Origin of the sequence: Mesonia sp. K4-1 (genome assembly GCF_008017825.1) — a bacterium.
GTDB lineage: Bacteria > Bacteroidota > Bacteroidia > Flavobacteriales > Flavobacteriaceae > Mesonia.
The window spans coordinates 67,094-91,233 of record NZ_VRLS01000012.1; the positions used below are offsets into that span (position 1 = coordinate 67,094).

Sequence of the window (24,140 nt, forward strand, 5' to 3'; positions counted from 1 at the left end):
ATTGAAAACATACGCTCAAAAATATTTGCCACTTATTATAGGGGCGGCTTTAGCTGTAGGAGTTTTACTTGGCGGATTTTTTAATTTTGGCGGAGACACTAAAAACACGTTCACCTCTAATGCAAAAAAAGCTAAACTTAACAAACTTATAGATTACATAGATTATGAATATGTTGACAGTGTAAATACTGACAGTATTGTAGATGTAACCGTTAATTCCATCCTTACCAATTTAGACCCTCACTCTACCTATATTCCCAAAAGCGATTACGAAGGAGTAGCTCAAAATATGAAAGGCGACTTTGTAGGTATTGGTATCAATTTTTATAAAATAGACGACACTATAGCTGTTATTCGCCCGTTAACTGGAAGCCCCAGTGAAAAAGCAGGAATAGAAGCAGGCGATAGAATATTATATGCTAACAATATTCCCTTGTTTAACCAGCAAGTAGATAATGATTCCTTAACCAGTATTTTAAAAGGAAAGGTAAACACGTCAGTAAACTTAAAAGTATTTCGCAAAGGCAAAAAAAACCTTTTAGAGTTTAAAGTAAAAAGAGATCACATCCCCATACAAAGTGTAGATGCAACCTATATGTTAAGCAATACTTTAGGCTACATTAAAGTAAACCGTTTTGCTGAAACTACCTATGATGAATTTAACGCTTCCGCGGAAGCGTTACTAAAAGAAGGCGCCAAAAATCTTGTCTTAGACCTAAGAGATAACGGCGGAGGATACGTTGAACAAGCCATACAAATTGCCGATGAATTTCTAAAAGAAGACCAACTTATTTTGTTTACTAAAAATAAAAATAACTCGGTTAAAGAAACTTTTTCTACCAACGGTGGCAAATTTGAAAACAGTAAAGTATATGTGCTTATCAATGAAAATACAGCTTCAGCAAGTGAAGTTATTGCCGGAGCGTTACAAGACAACGACGTAGGAACTATTATTGGGAGACGTTCTTTTGGAAAAGGCTTAGTACAAAGGGAAATGGATTTAGGGGATGGTAGCGCCGTGAGACTTACTGTGGCCAGGTATTACACACCTACAGGAAGGTCTATTCAAAGACCATACACCAACGGAAATGACGCCTACTTTAAAGATTATGAAAATAGGTATAAGAACGGAGAGCTAGAAAGCAGAGACAGTATACATGTAAATGACTCTTTAAAATTTAAAACCCCTAAAGGAAAAATTGTGTATGGTGGAGGCGGAATTATACCCGATATTTTTATTCCCAAAGACACTAACTATAATTCCGAAAGCCTTAAATACATGCTTAGAAGCGGTGTGATGGATCGTTTTATCTTTTCGGAATTAGAAAAAGATAGACTTTACTACAAGTCACTGAGCTTAAATGAGTTTTCTAACTCTTTCGAAATTACCGATGAATTAGTAGAAAATTTCATCGACTATTTAAGACAGTTTAGTTTTGATTACCAAACAGGAAAATACAAGCCTTTATTGAAACGCTACCTTAAAGCCACCATAGCTCAACAATTGTTTGGCTCTAATGCCATGGAAAAAATTGTGAATCAAGAAGATATAATGATTCAAAAGGTACTTGAAGTTGCTAAAGAAAATTAAAATCTAATTTTCGTATTTTTCTTTGATTGCTCTAGACATTAACAAGATAAGCATAAGCACAATTACACACAAACAAGCTAAAATTCCTGCTAAAGCTATACTGCTATCTTTCGCCATAAGATCACTAAAATCTAACAAAGTAGCATTATAACCCAATAAAATAATCGCCGATATAATTAAAAAGTAAATAAAGTATTTCATTTCTAAGAAAATAGATTTTGAATGTTGGTCGCAAAAAGTTTTACTGCGATGGCTAACAAAATTACACCAAATATTTTACGTATAACGTTAATTCCTTGAGAACCTAAAACCTTTTCAATTTTTCCAGAAGATTTAAGCACCAAGTACACAAAAACTACATTTATAACAATTGCACATATAATATTTACAGTTTCATACTCCGAACGTAATGACAATAAAGTAGTCATGGTTCCCGCACCCGCAATAAGAGGAAAAGCCAACGGAACTATAGAGGCCGTCTCTGGCGCATCATCTTTATATAATTGAATTCCTAAAATCATTTCTAATGCTAAAAAGAACAGAATAAAAGCACCAGCAACCGCAAAAGAATTAACATCTATACCAATAAGACTTAAAATTTCTTCCCCCACAAAAAGAAACATCACCATTAAAATTGCAGCCACAATAGAAGCTTTCTCACTTTCTATATGACCTACTTTTTTTCGTAAATCTACTATAATTGGGATACTCCCAATGATATCAATAACCGCAAATAGGATTAAGCTCGCTGTAATTATTTGTTTGAAGTCAAAATTCATAGCTCTAATTTTTCTAGCATTAAAAAGGGGGCAAAATTATTCCAAAAAGCTTAGTATACAAGTATTTAAAAGTGAATTTTTTCTTAAAAGTTAAATCTTATAATTCTCCTTAATTCTTGTAAAATAAATTTAAATTTGCCCTATGTTTCAAATAGGAAAAACCATCGTTTCAGAAGATATCCTAACTAAGGATTTTGTGTGTAATCTTAATGCTTGCAAAGGAGCTTGCTGTGTAGCAGGAGAAGCAGGAGCCCCCGTAGAACCTGAAGAAGTAGAACTTCTAAAAGACGTTTATTCAAAAGTTAAGCCTTTTCTTAGAAAGGAAGGAATAGAATCTATTGAAGAACAAGGCACATACATTACGAATGATTTTGATGAACTAGAAACACCTCTTGTAAATGGCGCAGAATGTGCTTACGTTACTTTTGATGACCGCGGAACTGCCCTTTGCGGAATTGAAGCTGCATACCGAGCAGGTGAAATCTCTTGGAAGAAGCCCATTTCGTGCGAACTTTACCCTGTAAGAGTTCAGAAATACTCCGAGTTTTCTGCTGTAAATTATCATCGTTGGCCAATATGTGATGACGCCTGTTCTTTAGGTAAAGAATTACAAACACCTATTTACAAATTCGTAAAAGAAGCTCTTATCAAAAAATTTGGTGAAGATTGGTATGAAGAAGTAGAGAAAACAGCTTTACAATTGTAAACTCATAAAAATGAACTTTTAGCGTTATCTTTTTTAAATAATATTAAAAAAAACAACTAGAAAACCTCTTAATTATTCTACTCCATTTTTACTTAAACCCCTTTAAAATAAAGAGATTCATTTTTCTAGTAATATCGAAGAAAATCTTTTTTCAGTTAACCAAATAAATTTTTATATTTTTTTGATTATCAACACATTATTTAACAAAATACGCTAATCTTCTTAGACTCTTTGAGTTGCAGCGATGTTTAAAACTTGTTGAAAACCTAAGCTCTTTTTTTGATGCTAAAGCCATGAATATTTCAGATATTTGCAGACTATATTTTTCAGTAAATAAATTGAACCGATGGCGAAAGTAAATTACAATTTCTCCAGAAAAGTTGATAAGATTTTTACCTTAAAATGTTAATCATCATAGAGGCTTATAAGCTGAATTTTATTTAAATAGAAACAATAAAATAGTAACCAATAAAAGATTTTGGGCTAAAGTTTTTAAAAACTAACCCCTTTAAGAGGATAAAAAAAGTGCATTTTAAATTAATGAAACCTTATGTCATCAAGTGAAAACACTATGTTTTTTTTAAAGTTGCAAACTAACTTAACATCAAACACTTAAAGGCTGTTAATAACATGTTAAGAACAAAAAAGCGCTCACTTAAAATCATTTAAATTAATTTATCATCTTTACATATATCGTTTTTATCCCCATTAATTCTTGTTTATTTTTAAGTTTAAATTATGACCATTACCCATATTACAAAAAGAGATTTTAGCCACAAGACATTTGAACTTAGTAAAATTACTCTAGCCATATATAAATCTATGAAGGCTGTTGGCGTTGGAGAAATTGAAGACGCACAACTTATTGCCAACCACGTTCATGATACATTATTAGAACGTAAAAAACAAGATGCAGATTACACTCCAATGGTAGAGGAAGTTCAAGATATTGTTGAAGAACAATTAATGAGAAGCGAGTTTCCTAATGTTGCAAAAGCTTATATTCTTTACAGAAATAAACAAGTACAGGGCAGAAAAACCAATGTTTTTGAAAAACGAATTAACCTTAAACCTTATGAATATCCACAGCTTAACGATTATGTGGCTGCGATAAGACATTCTTACTGGATCCACACTGAGTTTAACTTTACCAGTGATATTCAAGATTTTAAATCTAACTTAAATGAGGCTGAAAAGAATGCTATCAAAAATACCATGCTAGCTATTTCTCAAATAGAAGTAGCCGTAAAGACATTTTGGGGAGATATTCATCACAGAATGCCCAAACCAGAAATTGGTTCGGTAGGGTCAACTTTTGCTGAGAGTGAAGTAAGGCACCACGATGCTTATTCTCATTTATTAGAAATATTAGGACTCAATAAAGAGTTTGAAGAATTAAAGAGAAAACCCGTGATAATGAAAAGGGTTCAATATTTAGAAACCGCTCTTAAAAATTCTAAAAGTGAAAACAACCGAGAATATTCAGAATCTGTTTTATTATTCTCTTTGTTTATTGAACACGTATCTCTATTCTCTCAGTTCTTAATTATCATGGCCTTTAACAAGCATAAAAATATGCTAAAAGGTATTTCTAATGTGGTAGAGGCTACTTCTAAAGAAGAGCAAATTCACGGAGATTTTGGTATTGATATTATTAACATTATCAAAGATGAACACCCAGAGTGGTTTGATGATAATTATAACTACATGATTCAGCAAATGTGTGAAGAAGCATTTTTAGCCGAAAGCAAAATCATTGACTGGATTTTTGAAGAAGGAGAATTAGACTTTTTACCAAAAGATGTTATAAATGAATTTATCAAAAACCGTTTCAATAAATCTTTAGAGAGTATCGGTATTGATAAAGTATTTAGCATCGACGAAAAATTATTAGCACAAACCGAATGGTTTGATGATGAGATTATAGGAACGAAACACGGAGATTTTTTCGTGAAACGATCTATCAATTATAGTAAGAGAACACAAAGTATAACCAGCGACGATTTATTTTAACCTATGGATAATAACACATTACAGCAAAAAGAGCTACAAAAAGATAGCACTCAGCAACTTGTTAACGCAAGAAAAGAAGCTTTACACAACACCGCTAATCAAGAAGGTGATTTTGAATGGTTAAATGATTTTAGTCAGAAATTCTTATTATCTGGTTATCTTACTGAAGGGGTTACTCCTAAAGGACGAATTAGAGAAATTGCAGAAAGAGCCGAACAAATTTTGGATATTCCTGGATATGCCGATAAGTTTTATCACTATATGTCGCAAGGGTTCTTTTCATTAGCTTCTCCAGTTTGGTCAAATTTCGGAAAAGAAAGAGGTTTGCCAATTAGTTGTTTTGGATCTCATGTAGATGATGATATGGGTAATATTTTATACACCCAATCTGAAGTAGGTATGATGTCTAAACTTGGTGGAGGTACTTCTGGATACTTTGGTAAAATTCGTCACCGTGGAGCTGCTGTAAAAAATAATGGACAGGCGTCTGGTGCTGTTCACATTATGCAATTGTTCGAATCTATGGTCGATGTGGTAAGTCAAGGTTCTGTACGTAGAGGTCGCTTCTCTCCATATTTACCAATTGAGCATCCAGATGTAAAAGAGTTTTTAGAAATAGGTACCGAAGGTAATCCTATTCAAGGTCTTACTCACGGAGTTACTGTGACAAGCAAATGGATGGATGAGATGATAGCGGGCGATGAAGAAAAACGTTCTCTTTGGGCTAAAGTATTACAAAGTAGAGGAGAAATGGGTTATCCATATATTTTCTTTACGGATAATGCTAATGAAGGAAAACCAGAAGTTTACAAAGACAAAAATCTACCAATTTATGCTAGTAATCTTTGTACAGAAATTATGTTGCCTTCTAATGATGAGTGGTCTTTTGTTTGTGTACTCTCTAGCGTAAACGCTTTACATTATGACAAATGGAAAGATACAGATGCTGTCGAAACCATGATCTATTTCTTAGATGCTGTTATTACAGAATTTGTAGAAAAGTTAGAAGTTTACCGTGATTCCGATAAGAAAGAAGACCAACAAACCTTTATGTTCATGGAGCGTGCATATAATTTTGCAAAAGAAAATCGCGCACTAGGATTAGGAGTTTTAGGATGGCATTCTTTATTACAATCTAAAATGGTTTCTTTTGAAAGTCAAGAAGCTTTTAATCTTAACCGTGAAATATTTAAAACTATAAAAGAGAAATCTTACAAAGCTTCAGAAGAATTGGCTGAAAGATTTGGAGAGCCAAAAGTTTTAAAAGGCTACGGCAGAAGAAATACAACTTTAAACGCCATTGCTCCAACCACTTCTTCAGCATTTATTCTAGGTCAAGTTTCTCAAGGAATTGAGCCAATTTGGTCTAATATTTATGTGAAAGATATTGCTAAAATAAAAACCACCATTAAGAATCCGTTTTTAGAAGCTTTATTAGAAGAGAAAGGAGAAAATACATTAGAGGTGTGGAGAAGCATTAGAGATATGGATGGTTCTGTACAACACTTAGACTTTCTATCTGAAAATGAAAAAGAAGTATTTAAAACCTACTCAGAAATTGATCAGTTAAACATCATTTATCAAGCAGCAGGAAGGCAAGATTTTATAGATCAAGGACAATCCCTAAATATTATTGTGCATCCAGAAATGCCAGTAAAAGAGATTAACAACATCCACGTTACTGCGTGGAAGTTAGGCTTAAAGTCTTTATACTATCAACACAGTATGAATGCTGCTCAAAAATTTAAACAAAAGAAAGAATGTGCGAGCTGTGAAGCTTAATCAAACTTAAAAAAAGAAAAGGTCGGTTGAGAAACTGGCCTTTTCTTTTTTATAATTAAAATTAAATAGACTACTGAGTTTGTTATTTTTGCAAGGCAACTAAACAAAATATTTTATGAATTGGGAACAATTACTTTCTTTAAAAAGATTTGGAGATACTCAAAAACGATTACGCATAGATCAAGATGATACTCGTCTAGGTTTTGAAGTAGACTATGACAGAATTATCTTCTCTTCTGCCTTTAGAAGCTTACAAGATAAAACTCAAGTCATCCCCCTTTCAAAAACAGATTTTGTACACACAAGGTTAACCCATAGTCTAGAAGTATCGGTAGTAGGAAGGTCTTTGGGAAGAAAAGCAGGTAAAAAAATTATAGAAAAGCATCCGCATCTTGCTGCAACCCACGGCTATCACTTTAATGATTTTGGCACTATTGTCGCTGCTGCCGCATTAGCTCACGATATAGGAAATCCTCCATTTGGACATTCTGGCGAAAAAGCAATAGGAGAATATTTCCTTAACGGAAAGGGACTTCGTTTTAAAGAACAACTCACAGATAAAGAATACCACGATTTAACACATTTTGAGGGTAATGCCAATGGTTTTAAGCTACTCACCGAAACTAAAAATGGTAATAAAGACGGATTGAGATTATCATACGCCACTTTAGGAGCTTTTATGAAATATCCAAAAGAGTCGTTACCCCACAAGCCCACCAAGGCTATAAACGATAAAAAGTTTGGCTATTTTCAGTCAGAAAAAGATATTTTTAAAGACATAGCAAAAGAATTGGGCTTAATTAAAACAGGAATTGAAACTGACATTCACTACAAGCGTCATCCTTTGAGTTTTTTAGTTGAAGCTGCCGATGATATTTGTTATACAATTATAGACTTTGAAGACGGAATTAATCTGGGATTAATAGAAGAGGAAAAAGCACTAGAATTATTAATTAAGCTAGTGGAAAATAACATAAGACCCGAAAACTATTCCCAACTTACCACCACTCAAAGCCGTCTAAGCTATTTAAGATCACTAGCTATTAATACTCTAATTGAAGAAGCCTCGAATATATTTATTGAGAATGAAGAAAGAATCCTAAATGGTGAATTTCACTCATCTCTTTTAGATCAATCAAAATATACCGCACAAATAGAAGATATTATTAGTATTTCAATAAAAAACATTTATCAAAGTCAAGAAGTAACAGAGAAAGAAATTACAGGTTATCAAATTATAAATACATTGTTAGATAAGTTTTGTACTAGTATTGAAAGAGAATCAAACCAAACTGCTACCAATTACGATACATTAATAAGTAATACGTATTTAAAAAACTCATATGCTAATCAAAACACCCACCACTGGCTAATTGATATTTGCAGTTATGTAGCTTCATTAAGCGACGGAAATGCACTAAGGATTTATCAAAAAATTAATGGATTATACATCTAATACATTGAACTTAAACAGTAAAATAGTCATTTTAACAGTTCTTGACTTACATAAGAGGATTAAATTCTTTATTTTTACATTTATTTAACATTTCAAAAATCCCAAATTAATGACAAGAAATTTCTACCCTATAGTGCTTTTAATAGCATTATTTATAGGTAATTCTGTTCAAGCACAAGATGAATACTTACCTATAGTAAAAAAATATTTATCAGAAAACCTGAATGGTTTTTCTGCCTCAGATGTTGCTGAACTAGAAATTACTAATTCTTATTTTTCTAAAAATACAGAAACTCAACACGTTTACGTAAATCAAAAATACAACGATGTTAAGGTTTTTAATGCGCAAGGAAACTTTGCTATTAAAAATAATGAAGTAGTTTATTTTTCAAATAGTTTTCAAGATAGAATAAATACTAGAGCTAACAATTCCTCACCTAGCTTAGACCCTATCACTGCTGTACAAAAATTAGCTTCAAAATTAAATTTAGACCCTTCTAATTTTGAAATTATTAATTCAAACGGTAAAGAATACTTGTTATCTAATGGTGGTATCTCTCAAAAAGATATTCCAGTTAAATTAATGTACCAAACTGTAGGAGATTCTATCAAATTAGTTTGGAATATTAATATTAATACACTAGATGATGAACACTGGTGGGATATTTCTATAGATGCGAACAATGGAGAAATTCTATTTAAGAATGACTGGGTGTTATCTTGTAATTTTGACGATAAAGAGCATACACACACTAAATTTGAAAAAGTAAACCACCCTATCCAAAATTCAAATAACCAATTTGGATTTTCTAACACTACAACTTTAGTTGACAATTCTAGCTATAACATTTTTCCTATTCCAATTGAATCTCCTATGGATGGTGTTAGGCAAGTGGTAAGCCAACCTGCAAATTTAAACGCTTCTCCATATGGATGGCATGATAATGATGGAGGACTTGGTGGTGCAGATTTTACTTATACTAGAGGAAATAATGTTTATGCATTTGAAAGTAGAGATGGAAATATTGGAGATTCTCCAGAAGGCACCTCTACCCTTACATTTGATTTTCCTTTAAACTTAAATCAAAACCCTTCAGGTTATACAGAAGCTTCAGTAACTAACTTGTTTTATTTAAATAATATGATGCATGATGTATGGTATGAATATGGTTTTGATGAAGCTAGTGGTAACTTTCAAAAGACCAATTATTCTAATGTAGGTCAAGATTTAGATTACGTTTTTGCTCGTGGTCAAGATGGTGCTGATGGAGGTCCAGGAAATAACGCCACATTTGGAACTCCTCCAGATGGTCAAAATCCTACCATGAGAATGTATACTTGGACAGCTCCATCATTACCTCAGGTATTAACGGTAAACACTGCTGGAACATTAGCTGGGAATTATAATGGAACCACTGCTAATTTTGGGCCTACAATACCCACTAATGGTATTACTGCTGACCTTGCTCTTGCTAAAGATGATAATTCAGGAACTTCTACAGAGGAATTAGATGCTTGTGATGTTTTAACTAATGCTTCAAGTTTAAATAATAAAATTGCTGTTATTAAAAGAGGTGATTGTGACTTTGTTTTAAAAGTTGAAAAAGCGCAAAATGCTGGTGCTGTCGCGGTAATTATTGTAAATAATGTTACGGCAACACCTATTCAAATGGGAGGTACTCCAACTAATCCAATTACTATTCCATCTGTAATGTTGACTAAATCAGATGGCGATCTTGTAATCGCAGCTTTAGAAAATGGTGAAAATATTAATGCTACAGTTGTTCAAAATGGACCATTTATAAAGGATGGTTCTTTAGATTCTGGAATTGTCGCTCATGAATACGGGCATGGTATTTCAAATAGATTAACTGGGGGACCTGCAAATGCTAGTTGTCTATTTTCATGTGTACAAGTTGACTCAGATGGAAATTGTGTTCAGTATACTGAACAGATGGGAGAAGGTTGGAGTGACTATTTTGCTCTTATTATGACTTTAAAACCTGGTGATAATGCAAATGATGCTAAAACTATTGCTAATTATTCATTAAGTCAAAGCGCTAATGGCTCCGGTTTAAGACCTGCTCCATACTCTAGAAGCACTTCTATTAACCCTGCAACATATTCAACAACAAACAGTACTGGTATATCTGCTCCCCACGGAGTTGGATTTGTATGGGCTACAATGTTATGGGATATGACTTGGGATTTAATTGATGAATATGGTTACGATAATGATTTATTAAACGGTACTGGTGGTAATAATATAGCTATGCAACTGGTAATGGATGGTTTAAAGTTACAATCTTGTAACCCTGGTTTTGTCGATGGTAGAGATGCTATCTTACAAGCAGATATGATAAATAATAATGGTGCTAACCAGTGTTTGATCTGGAAAGCATTTGCGGATAGAGGTCTTGGATATAGTGCTGATCAAGGAAGCTCATTCGATCGATTTGATCAAACACAAGCTTTTGATATGCCTCCTACGAGTGTTTTAGTTTGTTCTCTTAACACTAATTCTACTCTAAATGAAAAAGCTTTTAGTATTTACCCTAATCCTGCTTCAGGATATGTGAATATAAAAGCAAATTCTACTCAAAATGATGCCGTAATAGCAATTTATGACCTTAACGGAAGAATGGTTGTTAATCAACTTCTTCAAAACACTAATAACGCTCAGATTAATATTAATGGGTTAGCGAGTGGTGTGTATGTAGTAAAAATAAATGCAAATGGTAATTCTCAAACTGAAAAATTAATTATTCAGTAAGTAAAACATATACTGTTCTTACAAAAAAAAGCCTCTTGAAAATTCAAGAGGCTTTTTTAATTTTATACAAAATATAATATTGTAAATAATAATATTTAAGACCTCCAAAAAATTCAAAAAGGTTTTTATCTCACAGAGATAAAAAACTACCAACAACAAGCTCTATTGAGACAAAACTTAAGTGTAAGTTAAACTAATGCAACAATAGATGTTATCCGTCAGTAATTAAATTAATAAGGGGAAGTTCCACTTGCCGGTAAGTGTATCCTGAAAGCTATTGAATAACATATAATTGAAAACCTATAAGCTAAATAATAAAATCTTTCTACATCTTATAAATCCATAAAGCAGGATCTAATGAAGTAGTATCTTTAAAAAGTGAAAGGTTTAAGGTAGGGCGTCCTGTAGATGTCGCATTACCGACCAATCCTAAAATTTGCCCTGTAGTAATTGGATCCCCCGTTTGAACCTGAACAGACTCAAGGTTATTGTATACCGAGATATAGTTTCCATGCCTTACCATTACCGCTTTATTAGCTCCCTTGATCGCTTGTATTTTCATTACCTCACCCTTAAAAATAGCTTTTATAGGTTCACTAGCATTCGTTTCTATTCTAACTCCACTACTTTTTACTTTAACTGAAGGAACAGTTTTATGTGGGTGTACACCAAAACGCATAGAGATTACTCCAGATTTTACTGGCCAAGGCAATTTTCCTTTATTAGATGTGAAATCGGCTGCTAAAGCTTTTGCTTCTGGTGTAAGCGCAAATGTTTTGGATGACGTACTACCTTTCTTTTTGTTTTCAGCAGCAATAGCTTCACGAATCAATTTCTCTATTTGGTCATCAATTCTAGAAACTTCTTTTTGTCTTTCTTTCAATTGGTTTTCAAATGTGCCTTGTTTCTCTTGTATCGAGGCAATTAGAATTTGTTGCTGTTTTTTATCTTCCTGTAATTTCTTTTGAGTTACTCTATTTTCCGCCAAAAGCGTTTCTTTAGCTTTACGTTGCTCAATCAAATCTTTATTGAGCTGCTGAAGAAGTTTGGTTTGAGCTTTTATTTCATCCCCTTGTTGCTTCCTATAATTTGCATACTGCTTCATATATTGCAAGCGTTTATAGGCCTGTAGAAAGTTTTCTGAAGAAAAAAGAAACATAATTCTACTTTGATTAGATTTGCTTTTATATGATTTACGAATCATTTTTGCATAATCCTCTTTTAAAGCTTCTAGATCTTTTCTTAGTTTAGTAATCTTGTTGAGATTTTCATTAATCTCTCTGGTAAGTAAATTTGCTTCTTGATTGGTAACTTTTATAAGGTTTTGAGTAGCGTTAATTCGTTTATCTAAATCTTCTACTTGAACTAAAACAGATTGTTTTTTCTTTTTATTATCAATCAACAAACTATTAATCTCCTTAATTTCTTCTCTAAGAGCCAAACGACGTTGCTCTAACTGCTTTCTTTCTTTACTCTGACTAAAGCCATTCAAAAAGCTGAAACAGATTAATAATAAGCTTAAAATAAAGGTCTTTTTATTGCTAATCATTCTACGGTAATTTCTTTGTAACCAGATGGGATACTAAAAGGAAAGCTTACGGGCTCATCTAGATCTATATCTCGATAATCCACTTCTATTTGAGTACTTTTTTCCTCCTGAGTAACTATAATTTTTATCTTTTTTGGAAACCATTGTTTTTTTACTTCCTCATAATCTTCATAAGTAATAAAAACCGATTCATTTTTAGCAACTCTTTCAATACGTTGCCCTTTTAATCTAAAATTAGAAGATTGTATAGCAAACATAGTTTTAAGTAATGATGATTCGTTAGATTTTAAAATATAGTCCGTTTCCGTAAAGTTTAAAGACAATTCATTTTTTTCTAATGGATAAATGGCTTGTCCTAATAATAGATCTTGTACTTTATTAAAATCCAGTTCCATCCCCAACCAATCACTTAATAAACTAAAATCTCCATCAAAATAAGTTCCTTCAATTTTTTCGTAATACTGCACTTGATTTGGAGTAATGTATACTTTTGCCAACGGAATAATACCCGCGAGTTTAGCACTCATCCAAATGGCTTTATCTTTTTCCATCCTTACACTTATAGAGATAGACTGGTCTTCATCTTCCGTTTTATAAGAACCTTTTATTCGTGCTTGTAAAGTATTGAACGATGCCTCGGAATTATTGTGTGCTTTAATGATACTCTTAGTACTTACATTTTCAGAAACAGTACCTGTCACAGCTTTTTTTGTTCCGCAGGAAACCAGTAAAAGAAGGGAGATTAAAACAAATATGGATTTCAATTGACTCATTAAGATTTATTATTTTTTAAGGCTTCTACTTTCTGTTGGTATTTTTTTACCATCTCGACATCACTTAAAACTTTATAACTCTCAAGCATTTCTTGATAAAAATAAAGTTCTAGCTCCTTGTTTTCGATTAAATATTCTAAACCTTCTTGAAAACTATCTACAGCTAAATTTGGCTTGCTTAAATTTCTTAGCGCAACTCCTTTATAGTAATAAAAGAAAGGTTGTGTTGGATAAACATTTAAAGCTTCATTAGAACGTTTAAGTGCCAGCTCAAATTTTTGCTTTTTCACCTCTAAATGTATCACTTTCTTTAACAGTTCAAAATTATTAGGATCGTTTTTTAAACGATTTAAATAATGCTCATAAGCTTTATTATTATTATTTTTTGCTAAGTATTGCCCCACAAGCTCATCTGACTCTTCACTTGAGTCTAATTGATTCTCTAAAGTAGTGATAAGCTCATCTTCATACTGTGGTTTTTCTTTTACTAACTGAATAAATGCTTGTATGACTGACTTCTTTATAACCTCATTATTCGTATTCTCTAAAACAATCTTCATAGAAGCAATTGCTTTTTCGTCTTCATAATTGACTAAGTGCTTTTTGTATAAAATAAAATGTGCGGCACTAGAATTAGGTTTCCTTTGCTGAAGCTCTTCTACAATTTTGTAAGCCTCGTCCATATTATTTTGGGTCGCATAAAAATGCATGAGCTCTAGATAATTATCTTCCATATTAGGAAACTTCTCAATTTCCTTTTTTAGATAGGCTTCCCGTAACTTGGGATCATTAGATTCAGAAAAAATCTTATTCCGTAAAGCTTCTCGGTAATCACTATAACCTTCACTTTCATCTATTTTTTCTAATGCATCTAAAGCTTTTTCATACTGTTTGGTAAGTCCGTAAAGGTTGGCTAAATCTTCATAATAATTTACACTATATTTTGCTAAAGACTCAGCAATTGGAATTGCCTTTTTATAATTTTGAGTAAGGTAATAGACTTCATAGATTTCGCTTAAAACATCTTTATCATTAGGGCGCTCTTTTAAAACTTTTTTAAAACTATCCTCTGCATTATCATAGTTTTTTAAAGCCTTATAATTTTTTCCTAATTCAAAATCTACAATTGTCTTCTTAGGAGCAATTTTCTTGCATTGCATTAAAGCGTCAATCGCTTTCTCATAATTTTCAATACCTTTTTGTGCTAAAGCTTCAAAAAAATATTCTTGAAACTGATCTTCTACATTTCCTAAATTATCTTGAACAAGCGTATCTTTAAGAGGTTCTCGAACTTGCGCTATGGTACTTTTCGGAATAAAAGTTATTCCGAATAGTAGCAAAAATGTGTAATATGTAAAAGACTTATTTTTCAAATGTTTATTCTAAAACGGAATAATCTCCTATACTTATTTGTTTAAAATTGCCATCAAATCTTGCGTGATTACCTATCATCGCCTGGTCTAATTTGGCATTTTTAATTTCACTATGAGTTTGTATTAAACTGTTTTTGATTGTCGAATTACTCACTGTACAGTTTTCACCAATCGAAACATTAGGTCCTACTGTTGTGTTTTCTAACACTACATTTTCTCCAATAAAACAAGGTTCAATAATTTTTGAATTGTTTAATTGAACAGAATCTGCTACCAATTTCTCCTTATCGGAATGAAGAAAATTAAGCATTCTAGTATTAGTTTCTACTGTTACTTTTTTATTTCCGCAATCCATCCACTCATCTACTGTTCCCGTCTTGAAAACTCTGCCCGCTGCCATCATTTTTTTAATACCATCATTGATTTGGTATTCTCCTCCATGCATGAGATTTTCTTCAAGAACTTCTTGCAGCTTATCTTTTAAAACTGAAATATCTTTAAAATAGTATATTCCTATTACCGCTTGATCACTTACAAAGCTCGTTGGTTTTTCTACTAGTTCTATAATTTCTTCCTCATCATTTAAGTTAACAACTCCATAGGCTTCAGGGTTCTCAACTTTTTTGGTCCAAATTACAGCATCTGCAGCTTCATCTAATTTAAAATCGGCTTTGATTAAAGTATCTGCGTAAGCGACTACAGCGGGCCCAGAAAGTGACTCCTTTGCACTCATAATCGCATGTCCCGTTCCCAAAGGTTGATCTTGACGGTAAATGGACGCTTTAGCTTTTAAACCTTTTGCTAGTTCTTTTAAACTTTCTTCTACATCCTTGCCAAAGAATGCTGGATCACCCAAAATAAAAGCAACTTCTTCAATAGGCTGATCTAATACTTTGGCTATATCTTTTACTAAACGATGAACTATAGGTTCTCCTGCCACTGGAATTAATGGTTTTGGAACTGTTAATGTATGTGGTCTTAGACGAGATCCTCTCCCCGCCATTGGTACGATTATTTTCATAAATCTGCCCGCGTAGGCGGGTATCTTTTTGGATTTAACAATTTATTTTTATTATGAGATTCCTGCCTGCGCCGGAATTTTAAACTCCGGTACTTCCAAAACCACCTTCTCCCCGGTCGGTTTCTCCCAAAATCTCTACATTCTCCCAATCTGCTCTTTCGTGTTTAGCTATCACAAGTTGTGCAATACGTTCGCCATCATTAATGACGAAAGCTTCTTTAGAAAGGTTGACTAAAATTACACCAATTTCTCCACGATAATCAGCATCTATGGTTCCTGGTGCATTTAATACGGTAATTCCCTTTTTTGCCGCTAAGCCACTTCTTGGTCTTACTTGAGCTTCATAACCCACAGGTAACTCTATAAATAATCCTGTTTTTACAATGATTCTCTCTAACGGACCTAGTATTATTTTATCTTCTAGATGTGCTCTTAAATCCATTCCAGCAGAAGCTTCAGTTTCGTAGTGAGGTAAATTGTGACTTGATTTGTTGATGATCTTTATGGTCATAATATATTAACGTTGTAAAAATTGAGTAAGGTATTTTCTTTCTTTAAAATAGATGATTCCCAAAAATAAGAAAACTAATAAGCTTCCGATAATTAAATTGTTATCAAAAATATAAAATGAACTAAAGGCAAAGCTAATACCCAGAGCAAGATAGATTCCGATATTTTTTAAATCGTAGGGAATGTTATAGTGTTTTTTTCCGATAAGGTAAGAGATTACCACCATAGCAGTATAAGCCATCAGAGTAGCATAGGCAGCTCCCATAAAGCCTATTATTGGTAATAGAATATAATTAAGACCAATTGTTAGTATCGCTCCGATGATGGAAAAGTACATTCCAAAACGGGTTTTATCGGTTAATTTATACCAGTAAGCTAAATTAAAATAAATACCTAACATTAAATTGGCAAGAAGTACAACAGGAACAATTTCTATGGCTATCCAATAGGATGGTCGTACCACAATCATTTCTTTGAACACATGCAGGTAAGCCACAATGAACACCAGCATTAAACTTCCCAACACTACAAAATATTTCATAATAAGAGCATAGGTGTTTTTTGCATTTTTTTCTTGTGCATGATTAAAGAAAAAAGGTTCTGCTCCCAGGCGAAATCCCTGAATAAATATTGTCATAAAAACAGCTATTTTATAACAAGCGGCATAAGCTCCATTAATATCTTTCCCTAATAATTGTGGTATTAACCATTTATCAAAATTTTCATTAATTATATAAGCTAAACCTGCGACCATAATAGGCCAGCCATAATGAAGTAATTGGTTTAAAATTTTCCAATCAAATACAAGTTGAATTTTAAAGAAGTATGGGGAAAGCAAGAAAAAGGTAAATAAGCTAGCTATTAGATTAGCTATAAAAACATACGTAACCAAATCATGATTATAATCTAGAATTCCTAACGGTATATTAAACTCGGGAACTATCCATAAAAAGAAATAATTTAAAGCTACATATAAAGCGATATTGAGCACTTTTATGATAGAAAATTTAATAGGTTTTCCAGTCGCCCTTAATAGAGCAAAAGGAATCACTACCAAGGTATCTAAGGCAATTACACTTATCAAAAGATTAAAATATCTTAATTTGAGGTTTACATAGTGTGCTAATTCTACATTGTAAGACCATACCAAAGCAAAAAATAAAATGGTGGTGAGTGTTAAGCTAATGAAAGCCGTAGAAAAGACTTTATTTTTTTCTTTGTGCCGACTAAAGAATCGGAAAAAAGAGGTTTCCATCCCGTAAGTAAGCAACACATTGAAAAATGCCGCATAGATATAAAAAGTCGTATTGTCTGAGTAGCCCGCATTTTCAAGAGATCCTGTTAATAGTGGTAGAAGCAAAAAGTTCATCAACCGTGGTAAAACCGTTGCTAATCCGTAGATAAAAGTGTCTTGAAAAAATCGTTTTAAAGTACTCAAATGCGCTTATAATTAAGGGAATAAATGTATAGAATTAAGCGGAGCTTTTCAATAGAATTGGATAAAAAGAAAAAGCCCTGAAAAAATCAGGGCTTTTAAATTTCTATATGTTTTAGTTTACTAAGAAATAAACCTAAAAACTATAAGTCTAACTATTTGCTGCCGCTTCTGCTCCACCAACAATCTCTAGAATTTCATTGGTAATCGATGCTTGACGCGCTTTGTTATAAGATAATTTTAATGAATCTCTTAATTCCGTAGCGTTATCGGTTGCTTTATGCATTGCTGTCATACGTGCTCCGTGCTCTGATGCAAAAGAGTCTCTTAGTGCTTTAAACAATTGCATTTTAAGAGACTTAGGAATTAATTCTTCAATAATCTCTTCTTTATTTGGCTCAAATACATAATCTAAAGTAACCTTCTCTTCAGTTTCAATAGGAACGATTGGTAAAAACTGTTCGTTCATTACGATTTGAGTCGCTGCATTTTTAAATTTGTTATATACTAAGACTACTTTATCGTAATTTCCTTTTACAAACTCATCCATAATATGTTCTGCAATTTCGGCTACAGGCTCATATTCTAAATGATCAAAAATAGTGTTGTCATTTTTGTCTACGGTAAAGGTTTTCTTTAAAATATCATCTGCTTTTTTCCCTAAAGTAAACAAATGTATATTCTTATCTGCAAATTCTTCAGCAGCAATCTTTTTAACCCCTTTAATGATATTACTGTTAAATGCTCCCGCTAAACCTCTGTTAGAAGAAATAGGAACAATAAGTACGTTTTGTACTTCACGTTCTTCTGCAAACTTACTACTTGCACCTTCACTCAACGTAGCACTTAAACCTTGTAAAAGCTCTGTAAGTTTATCTGCGTAAGGACGCATTGCTGTAATAGCATCTTGCGCTTTACTCAACTTAGCAGCAGAAACCATTTTCATGGCACTGGTAATCTGCATGGTTGAAGAAACCGAGGTAATCCTACTACGTAATTCTTTTAAATTTGCCATTTGTTCTTAGTATTGAGTATTGAGCATTTAGAAAAACTAAATACTCAATACTTGTAATTTATATTGTACTTTACTATTCTTTAATTTGAGTATTTTACTACCCAAACCTCAGTACTCAATACTTTTTATTTTTTATATTTTGCTGAAATTTCTTTAGCTGCATTCGTTAATACATCTAAAGCTTCATCAGTTAATTTACCTGATTTTAAAGTATCTAAGGTATCTCTATGCTTAGCATCTAAGAACGCTAAATAATCTGCCTCAAATTCTTTTACTTTTTCTACAGGAACATCTCTCAATAAGTTCTTAGAACCAGCGTAAACAATAGCGATTTGATTCTCTACTGGATAAGGGTCATTTTGAGCTTGCTTTAAGATCTCTACGTTACGCTTTCCTTTTTCAATTGTGCTTAAAGTAGACGCATCTAAATCTGATCCGAATTTAGCAAAAGCTTCTAATTCTCTATATTGAGCTTGATCTAATTTTAAAGTTCCAGAAACCTTCTTCATCGATTTAATCTGTGCGTTACCTCCTACACGCGATACAGAAATACCAACGTTAATTGCAGGACGAACTCCAGAGTTAAATAAATCTGATGTTAAGAAAATTTGACCATCCGTAATCGAAATTACGTTGGTTGGAATATATGCAGATACATCTCCTGCTTGAGTTTCAATAATAGGTAAAGCTGTTAAAGAACCTCCTCCTTTTACTTTGTCTTTTAAAGAATCTGGAAGATCGTTCATATCTTTAGCGATACTATCATCATTGATCACTTTTGCAGAACGCTCTAATAATCTAGAGTGTAAGAAGAATACATCTCCAGGATACGCCTCACGTCCTGGTGGACGACGTAATAAAAGAGAAACTTCACGGTAAGCTACCGCTTGCTTAGATAAATCATCATAAATAATTAATGCTGGTCTACCTGTATCTCTAAAATACTCTCCAATTGCTGCTCCAGCAAACGGTGCATAAACCTGCATAGTTGCAGGATCTGATGCGTTTGCAGCAACAATAGTAGTATAAGCTAAAGCTCCTTTATCTTCTAATGTTTGTGCAATTCCGGCAACGGTAGAAGCTTTTTGCCCTATCGCTACATATATACAATATACTGGTTCCCCAGCATCGTAAAATTCTTTTTGATTAAGAATGGTATCGATACAAACAGTAGTTTTACCTGTTTGACGGTCACCAATTACCAATTCTCTTTGTCCTCTTCCTACAGGAACAAGTGCATCAATAGATTTGATCCCTGTTTGTAAAGGTTCGGTTACAGGCTCACGGTAAATTACACCAGGAGCTTTTCTTTCTAATGGCATCTGGATAGTGTCTCCAGAAATAGGACCTTTTCCATCAATAGGTTTACCTAAAGTATCTACAACACGTCCTACAATTCCTTCTCCTACATTGATAGAAGCAATTTTCTGAGTACGTTTTACCGTATCACCTTCGCTAATTTCTTTTGAAGGACCAAGTAATACTACCCCAACATTATCTTCTGCCAGGTTAAGCACCATTCCTTGCAGTCCACTTTCAAACTCTACAAGCTCTCCATATTCTGCATTTTCAAGACCGTATACATTCGCAATACCATCTCCTACGGTTAATACTGTACCTACCTCGTCTAAAGAAGCTTTTGCTTCGAAACCAGATAGTTGCTCTTTTAAAATTGCTGAAACTTCAGCAGGATTTACGTCTGCCATAATTATTTATTATAACTGGATACTCAATCGCATCCTTTTTATTAATATTTTTATGCGTATGCTTGATTATTAAACTTCTTTCTTAATGTATTTAATTTACCTAATACACTTGCATCATATTGTAAATCTCCTACACGTAGAATAAAGCCTCCTATAATAGAAGTATCTATTTTATTGATTAAAGTAACTTGACTACCTGTAAGCTCTTTTACCTTACTTAAAACTCTTTGCTCCATCTCTGGAGTCAATGCTTCTACAGTAGTTACTTTAGCTACTTTAATATTGTTGAGCTCATCGTAAAGGTAGATAAAACGATCTACGACAATAGATAATATATTAATTCTATTGTTTTCCAACAATACATCAAAGGTCTTAGAGCTAATTTGATTTACCTCTTTAAAGATTTCTTTAAGTATGCTTTGCTTTACGGATGGCTTAACCACCGGACTTTGTAACACATTCCTAAGCTCTTTGTTTTGCTCTAATGTATTTGCGATTAAACGCATATCATTATTTACCTCTGCAAGCATAGATTTCTCTTTAGAAAGATCTAAAATTGCTTTTGCGTAACGTTGAGCTGCTCTTGTATTAGCCATCTTTTAACTAATTTGATTAGTTTAACTTCACATCATCTAACATTGAATCTACCAATTTCATATGGTCTTCTTTGCTAGTTAATTCTTTACTTACTACTTTCTCTGCAATTTCTATAGAAAGACTAGCTACCTGAGTTTTTATCTCATTTAAAGCTGCTTGTTTTTCCATCTTGATAGCTTCTTGAGCAGAAGCGATCATACTTTTTGCTTTTATTTCTGCTTCTCCAGAAGCATCGGCGATCATTTTCTCTTTAATTTGACGCGCTTCTTTAATCATGATGTCGCGCTCTTCTCTTGCTTCCTTTAAAAGCTTTTCGTTGTTGGCTTTTAAATTCTTCATTTCAAGACGTGCATTCTCTGCAGATGCTAATGCATCATTAATAGAATCTTCACGATCTTTTACAGAGTTTAAAATAGGTTTCCAAGCAAATTTTGCCATTAAAAACAACAACACCAAAAAAACGATGGTTTGCCAGAAAAATAACCCAAATTCAGGTTTAATTAAATCCATAATTTATTCTATAATAGTTAACTCACATCAATTTTTAAGAAAATCCCTTCACAACCAACCGTTGTGAAGGAATCTCTCTTTCTAATTCTTAACGTAACACACCTAATAAAGCTGCTACTACTCCGAATAACGCTACACCTTCTACAAGTGCCGCTGCAATAATCATTGCTGTTTGGATTTTTCCTGATGCTTCTGGCTGACGAGCGATAGCTTCCATCGCTGATCCACCAATTTTACCAACACCAATTGCTGCTCCAACAACTGCTAATCCAGCTCCTAAAGCTGCCAATCCTACATATAATAATTCCATAGTAAAAAAAATTAAAAAAATTAAAAATTAATGATGTTCATGTTCTTGTACTGCCATTCCAATGAATAGCGCTGATAGCATTGTAAAAATAAACGCTTGAAGAAACGCTACCAATAACTCCAATACGGTAATAAATAATGCAAATGGAACAGAAACTCCTGCAACACCCGCACTTTCTAATATAAATATTAATCCTAATAAACTTAAAATAATAATGTGCCCAGCTGTAATGTTAGCAAATAAACGTATCATTAATGCCACTGGCTTAATTATTAAACCTAAAACTTCCACTACAGCCAAAATAGGCTTAACAAATGTAGGAATTCCCGGCATCCACAATGTGTGTTTCCAGAAATCTGAATTTCCGTTTACAATAATCAAAACTAAAGTAAATAAACCTAAAGAAACGGTTACAGAAATATTACCTGTTACGTTTGCTGCACCTGGCAATAAACCTAATAAGTTCGTGATCCAGATAAAAAAGAAAACGGTTAATAAGAATGGCATAAATTTCTTATACTTCTTATCTCCTATTTGTGGTTTTGCGATATCATCTCTCACAAAAAGAACTAAAGCTTCTAATGCGTTATTTAATCCTTTTGGTGCGTGCGCGTGTTTCTTGTGATGTTTAGCTAAGCTAAAAAAGAACAACAACATCAAGACAACAGTCAAAAGCATTGCTGCTACATTTTTCGTAATAGAAAGATCAAGAGGCTTCTCTGCATTCAAAGGATGATGATCTGCATCAAACTCAACTTCATTTGCATCCGCTTCTAATTGGTAAATTTTTTCGTGAAAGTTAACAAAACGCATCCCGTTTTTCTCAACAACGTGATGACCTTCTGTATCGTGATGAAACTCACTAGACATAAAAGTAACCAATCCATTATCTGTATACAATATTACAGGTAATGGTAATGTAAATGAACTATCTCCGCTTCCAAAAAAATGCCATCCGTGAGAATCACCAATGTGATGCATAATCATATCGGTTGGATTAAACTCTTCTTCCGCTTCAGCGATATCTTTTTTAGCAAATGACATTAAAGGCAACATAGCAAAGGCTATTGTTAATATCATTATCTTCTTTAAAGATTGGTGTGCTTTCATAGTACCCGAATTATGCTCTCTAAATTTTGCTGCAAAGATATACTTTTAATCTTTATCTGAAAGACTTGCTGTAAAAAATTTGACTCTACGTAAAATACCCAAACAAATTACTGAAAAGCAGCTATTTAGATCGTAATAATCTTACCACAAAAATAGTCTCAAAAAGAAGAAACAAAAAGTAAGGTATAAAAAAAGTAAAAATATCTAAGACCATATTAGCCTTACCTCCTTCTGCAAGTATAATAGGAAGAAGAAAGAGGATAGATAAAAAAATTTTAAAGAAACTTAAGCCCATAAAGGCAAAGCCAGTTTTATCTTCAAAACTTTTGTGAATAAAAAGAAGGAGGGCATAAATCCCCATAGTTACCATAAAAAGAAAACCATAAATGATAAAGGTGGCATAATAGACTTCTTTTTGCAAGAACTGTTCAACCACAAAATATTGAAGCAGCCCCAGGACTAAGGTAAAAGAAAGTAAGTATTTTGAGAATTGAAAAAAGGAAAGTTTATTTTTTGTCATTACCTAAGTCTTTAACGGTTTTATACACTTGATAAAGTGCTATAAAAACCCCCAGCAAGGAACATGAAATAGTAAAAGCAGAATATTTATTTTCGATCTTTTTGTCTAGCCAAATACCCAAAAGCACACCTCCTGTAATGACCACGGCCATTTGAAAAGCTATACCTGTAAAAACAGCCCAATTATTAAGCGGTTTTTCCTTCTTTTTCTTTGGTTCTTCGATCATCGTTTAAATTTTTTACTGAGCTTTTCATTGCACACGTAGCATTAAAATCGGCTCCTGGCTCTATGGCTAATTTGCCTGTAATAACCTCTCCCTCTATTTGGGCTGTAGATCTAAGAGAAAGTGTATTATTCACTTTTAATTTTCCAGAAATTTTACCTTCTAAGTCAGCATTTTCACACTGCATCTCTCCTTTTATAAAACCAGACTTACCTAATACTACTTTCCCTGTTGTAGTTAAAGTTCCTTCTAAAGTTCCTTCTATTCTAAAACTTCCTTGAGCTTCAATATCTCCTTTGATAGTAGTTCCTTGAGCTATTTTATTTTGGTCCTTATTAGGATTAGACGTTTCTTTTCTCGATTTTTTATTGTCTGAAAACATGACGTG

The 24,140-nt window shown here is 33.1% G+C and carries 23 protein-coding genes; 6 read left to right on the top strand and 17 right to left on the bottom strand.

Annotated elements, in window-relative coordinates:
- Position 1 precedes the first annotated feature (1 nt).
- On the top strand, positions 2–1,591 hold the full coding sequence (locus FT986_RS01345; protein ID WP_147863478.1) for a S41 family peptidase: 1,590 nt from the start codon (positions 2–4) through the stop codon (positions 1,589–1,591).
- A 3-nt stretch (positions 1,592–1,594) separates the two neighbouring features.
- Here the strand turns inward: FT986_RS01345 and FT986_RS01350 are convergent, their stop codons facing one another.
- Together FT986_RS01350 and FT986_RS01355 are read right to left on the bottom strand one after the other, a co-directional pair.
- Positions 1,595–1,792, bottom strand: a complete 198-nt coding sequence (locus FT986_RS01350; RefSeq protein WP_147863479.1) for a hypothetical protein — start codon at positions 1,790–1,792, stop codon at positions 1,595–1,597.
- A gap of 2 nt (positions 1,793–1,794) precedes the next feature.
- Entirely contained in the window at positions 1,795–2,370 is a 576-nt protein-coding gene (locus tag FT986_RS01355) for a MarC family protein (protein ID WP_147863480.1), read from the bottom strand.
- Positions 2,371–2,512: 142 nt separating this feature from the next.
- Here FT986_RS01355 and FT986_RS01360 point away from each other — a divergent pair, with 142 nt between their 5' ends.
- The 5 genes from FT986_RS01360 (at position 2,513) to FT986_RS01380 (ending at position 11,100) form a co-directional block, all read left to right on the top strand.
- Positions 2,513–3,076: a DUF3109 family protein gene (locus FT986_RS01360; protein WP_147863481.1), complete on the top strand. Its 564-nt coding sequence runs from the start codon at positions 2,513–2,515 to the stop codon at positions 3,074–3,076.
- A gap of 738 nt (positions 3,077–3,814) precedes the next feature.
- The gene (locus tag FT986_RS01365; RefSeq protein ID WP_147863482.1) at positions 3,815–5,089 is read left to right on the top strand and encodes a ribonucleotide-diphosphate reductase subunit beta; all 1,275 of its coding nucleotides are present in this window, start codon (positions 3,815–3,817) and stop codon (positions 5,087–5,089) included.
- A 3-nt stretch (positions 5,090–5,092) separates the two neighbouring features.
- Positions 5,093–6,871 carry a ribonucleoside-diphosphate reductase subunit alpha gene (locus tag FT986_RS01370; protein WP_147863483.1) on the top strand — a complete coding sequence of 593 codons (1,779 nt, stop codon included), beginning with the start codon at positions 5,093–5,095 and terminating at the stop codon, positions 6,869–6,871.
- A gap of 115 nt (positions 6,872–6,986) precedes the next feature.
- Positions 6,987–8,327, top strand: a complete 1,341-nt coding sequence (locus tag FT986_RS01375) for a deoxyguanosinetriphosphate triphosphohydrolase (RefSeq protein ID WP_147863484.1) — start codon at positions 6,987–6,989, stop codon at positions 8,325–8,327.
- Between the two features lie 109 nt (positions 8,328–8,436).
- Positions 8,437–11,100, top strand: a complete 2,664-nt coding sequence (locus tag FT986_RS01380; protein WP_147863485.1) for a T9SS-dependent M36 family metallopeptidase — start codon at positions 8,437–8,439, stop codon at positions 11,098–11,100.
- Between the two features lie 325 nt (positions 11,101–11,425).
- On the opposite strand, the gene FT986_RS01385 is transcribed toward FT986_RS01380, so the two are convergent.
- The 15 genes from FT986_RS01385 to FT986_RS01455 form a co-directional block, all read right to left on the bottom strand.
- Complete coding sequence (locus FT986_RS01385) at positions 11,426–12,649, bottom strand: murein hydrolase activator EnvC (RefSeq protein ID WP_147863486.1); 1,224 nt, start codon at positions 12,647–12,649, stop codon at positions 11,426–11,428.
- Positions 12,646–13,422: a DUF4292 domain-containing protein gene (locus FT986_RS01390; protein WP_147863487.1), complete on the bottom strand. Its 777-nt coding sequence runs from the start codon at positions 13,420–13,422 to the stop codon at positions 12,646–12,648. The genes FT986_RS01385 and FT986_RS01390 overlap by 4 nt, the downstream gene beginning before the upstream one ends.
- Positions 13,422–14,795 carry a lipopolysaccharide assembly protein LapB gene (locus FT986_RS01395; RefSeq protein ID WP_147863488.1) on the bottom strand — a complete coding sequence of 458 codons (1,374 nt, stop codon included), beginning with the start codon at positions 14,793–14,795 and terminating at the stop codon, positions 13,422–13,424. The genes FT986_RS01390 and FT986_RS01395 overlap by 1 nt, the downstream gene beginning before the upstream one ends.
- Before the next feature lie 4 nt (positions 14,796–14,799).
- The gene (locus tag FT986_RS01400; protein WP_147863489.1) at positions 14,800–15,816 is read right to left on the bottom strand and encodes a sugar phosphate nucleotidyltransferase; all 1,017 of its coding nucleotides are present in this window, start codon (positions 15,814–15,816) and stop codon (positions 14,800–14,802) included.
- Between the two features lie 79 nt (positions 15,817–15,895).
- Entirely contained in the window at positions 15,896–16,327 is a 432-nt protein-coding gene (gene dut / locus FT986_RS01405; RefSeq protein ID WP_147863490.1) for a dUTP diphosphatase, read from the bottom strand.
- A gap of 6 nt (positions 16,328–16,333) precedes the next feature.
- Entirely contained in the window at positions 16,334–17,764 is a 1,431-nt protein-coding gene (locus FT986_RS01410) for a lipopolysaccharide biosynthesis protein (RefSeq protein WP_147863491.1), read from the bottom strand.
- Between the two features lie 148 nt (positions 17,765–17,912).
- Complete coding sequence (atpG, locus tag FT986_RS01415; protein ID WP_111539909.1) at positions 17,913–18,776, bottom strand: ATP synthase F1 subunit gamma; 864 nt, start codon at positions 18,774–18,776, stop codon at positions 17,913–17,915.
- 125 nt (positions 18,777–18,901) lie between these two features.
- On the bottom strand, positions 18,902–20,482 hold the full coding sequence (gene atpA, locus FT986_RS01420) for a F0F1 ATP synthase subunit alpha (protein ID WP_111539908.1): 1,581 nt from the start codon (positions 20,480–20,482) through the stop codon (positions 18,902–18,904).
- 50 nt (positions 20,483–20,532) lie between these two features.
- The gene (gene atpH / locus FT986_RS01425; protein WP_147863492.1) at positions 20,533–21,078 is read right to left on the bottom strand and encodes an ATP synthase F1 subunit delta; all 546 of its coding nucleotides are present in this window, start codon (positions 21,076–21,078) and stop codon (positions 20,533–20,535) included.
- Between the two features lie 16 nt (positions 21,079–21,094).
- Complete coding sequence (locus tag FT986_RS01430; protein ID WP_111539906.1) at positions 21,095–21,589, bottom strand: F0F1 ATP synthase subunit B; 495 nt, start codon at positions 21,587–21,589, stop codon at positions 21,095–21,097.
- A gap of 88 nt (positions 21,590–21,677) precedes the next feature.
- The gene (gene atpE, locus FT986_RS01435) at positions 21,678–21,899 is read right to left on the bottom strand and encodes an ATP synthase F0 subunit C (RefSeq protein WP_111539905.1); all 222 of its coding nucleotides are present in this window, start codon (positions 21,897–21,899) and stop codon (positions 21,678–21,680) included.
- A gap of 27 nt (positions 21,900–21,926) precedes the next feature.
- Positions 21,927–23,009 (bottom strand): F0F1 ATP synthase subunit A, encoded by a 1,083-nt coding sequence (gene atpB / locus FT986_RS01440; protein ID WP_147863493.1) that lies wholly within the window; start codon positions 23,007–23,009, stop codon positions 21,927–21,929.
- A gap of 121 nt (positions 23,010–23,130) precedes the next feature.
- Entirely contained in the window at positions 23,131–23,529 is a 399-nt protein-coding gene (locus tag FT986_RS01445) for a hypothetical protein (protein WP_147863494.1), read from the bottom strand.
- Positions 23,516–23,755, bottom strand: a complete 240-nt coding sequence (locus FT986_RS01450; RefSeq protein ID WP_147863495.1) for an AtpZ/AtpI family protein — start codon at positions 23,753–23,755, stop codon at positions 23,516–23,518. Before FT986_RS01450 ends, FT986_RS01445 begins: the two co-directional genes overlap by 14 nt.
- Positions 23,715–24,134 carry a polymer-forming cytoskeletal protein gene (locus tag FT986_RS01455; protein ID WP_147863496.1) on the bottom strand — a complete coding sequence of 140 codons (420 nt, stop codon included), beginning with the start codon at positions 24,132–24,134 and terminating at the stop codon, positions 23,715–23,717. The genes FT986_RS01450 and FT986_RS01455 overlap by 41 nt, the downstream gene beginning before the upstream one ends.
- Between the last annotated feature and the right edge of the window lie 6 nt (positions 24,135–24,140).

Excerpts from the sequence above, each read along its gene's own strand:
- FT986_RS01385 (WP_147863486.1), bottom strand. The coding sequence starts at position 12,649 with ATGATTAGCAATAAAAAGACCTTTATTTTAAGCTTATTATTAATCTGT.
- FT986_RS01450 (WP_147863495.1), bottom strand. The coding sequence starts at position 23,755 with ATGATCGAAGAACCAAAGAAAAAGAAGGAAAAACCGCTTAATAATTGG.
- FT986_RS01380 (WP_147863485.1), top strand. The coding sequence starts at position 8,437 with ATGACAAGAAATTTCTACCCTATAGTGCTTTTAATAGCATTATTTATA.
- FT986_RS01390 (WP_147863487.1), bottom strand. The coding sequence starts at position 13,422 with ATGAGTCAATTGAAATCCATATTTGTTTTAATCTCCCTTCTTTTACTG.
- atpB (WP_147863493.1), bottom strand. The coding sequence starts at position 23,009 with ATGAAAGCACACCAATCTTTAAAGAAGATAATGATATTAACAATAGCC.
- atpH (WP_147863492.1), bottom strand. The coding sequence starts at position 21,078 with ATGGCTAATACAAGAGCAGCTCAACGTTACGCAAAAGCAATTTTAGAT.
- FT986_RS01445 (WP_147863494.1), bottom strand. The coding sequence starts at position 23,529 with ATGACAAAAAATAAACTTTCCTTTTTTCAATTCTCAAAATACTTACTT.
- FT986_RS01400 (WP_147863489.1), bottom strand. The coding sequence starts at position 15,816 with ATGAAAATAATCGTACCAATGGCGGGGAGAGGATCTCGTCTAAGACCA.
- FT986_RS01350 (WP_147863479.1), bottom strand. The coding sequence starts at position 1,792 with ATGAAATACTTTATTTACTTTTTAATTATATCGGCGATTATTTTATTG.
- atpA (WP_111539908.1), bottom strand. The coding sequence starts at position 20,482 with ATGGCAGACGTAAATCCTGCTGAAGTTTCAGCAATTTTAAAAGAGCAA.
- FT986_RS01360 (WP_147863481.1), top strand. The coding sequence starts at position 2,513 with ATGTTTCAAATAGGAAAAACCATCGTTTCAGAAGATATCCTAACTAAG.
- FT986_RS01370 (WP_147863483.1), top strand. The coding sequence starts at position 5,093 with ATGGATAATAACACATTACAGCAAAAAGAGCTACAAAAAGATAGCACT.
- atpE (WP_111539905.1), bottom strand. The coding sequence starts at position 21,899 with ATGGAATTATTATATGTAGGATTGGCAGCTTTAGGAGCTGGATTAGCA.
- FT986_RS01365 (WP_147863482.1), top strand. The coding sequence starts at position 3,815 with ATGACCATTACCCATATTACAAAAAGAGATTTTAGCCACAAGACATTT.
- dut (WP_147863490.1), bottom strand. The coding sequence starts at position 16,327 with ATGACCATAAAGATCATCAACAAATCAAGTCACAATTTACCTCACTAC.
- FT986_RS01355 (WP_147863480.1), bottom strand. The coding sequence starts at position 2,370 with ATGAATTTTGACTTCAAACAAATAATTACAGCGAGCTTAATCCTATTT.
- FT986_RS01455 (WP_147863496.1), bottom strand. The coding sequence starts at position 24,134 with ATGTTTTCAGACAATAAAAAATCGAGAAAAGAAACGTCTAATCCTAAT.
- atpG (WP_111539909.1), bottom strand. The coding sequence starts at position 18,776 with ATGGCAAATTTAAAAGAATTACGTAGTAGGATTACCTCGGTTTCTTCA.
- FT986_RS01375 (WP_147863484.1), top strand. The coding sequence starts at position 6,987 with ATGAATTGGGAACAATTACTTTCTTTAAAAAGATTTGGAGATACTCAA.
- FT986_RS01430 (WP_111539906.1), bottom strand. The coding sequence starts at position 21,589 with ATGGATTTAATTAAACCTGAATTTGGGTTATTTTTCTGGCAAACCATC.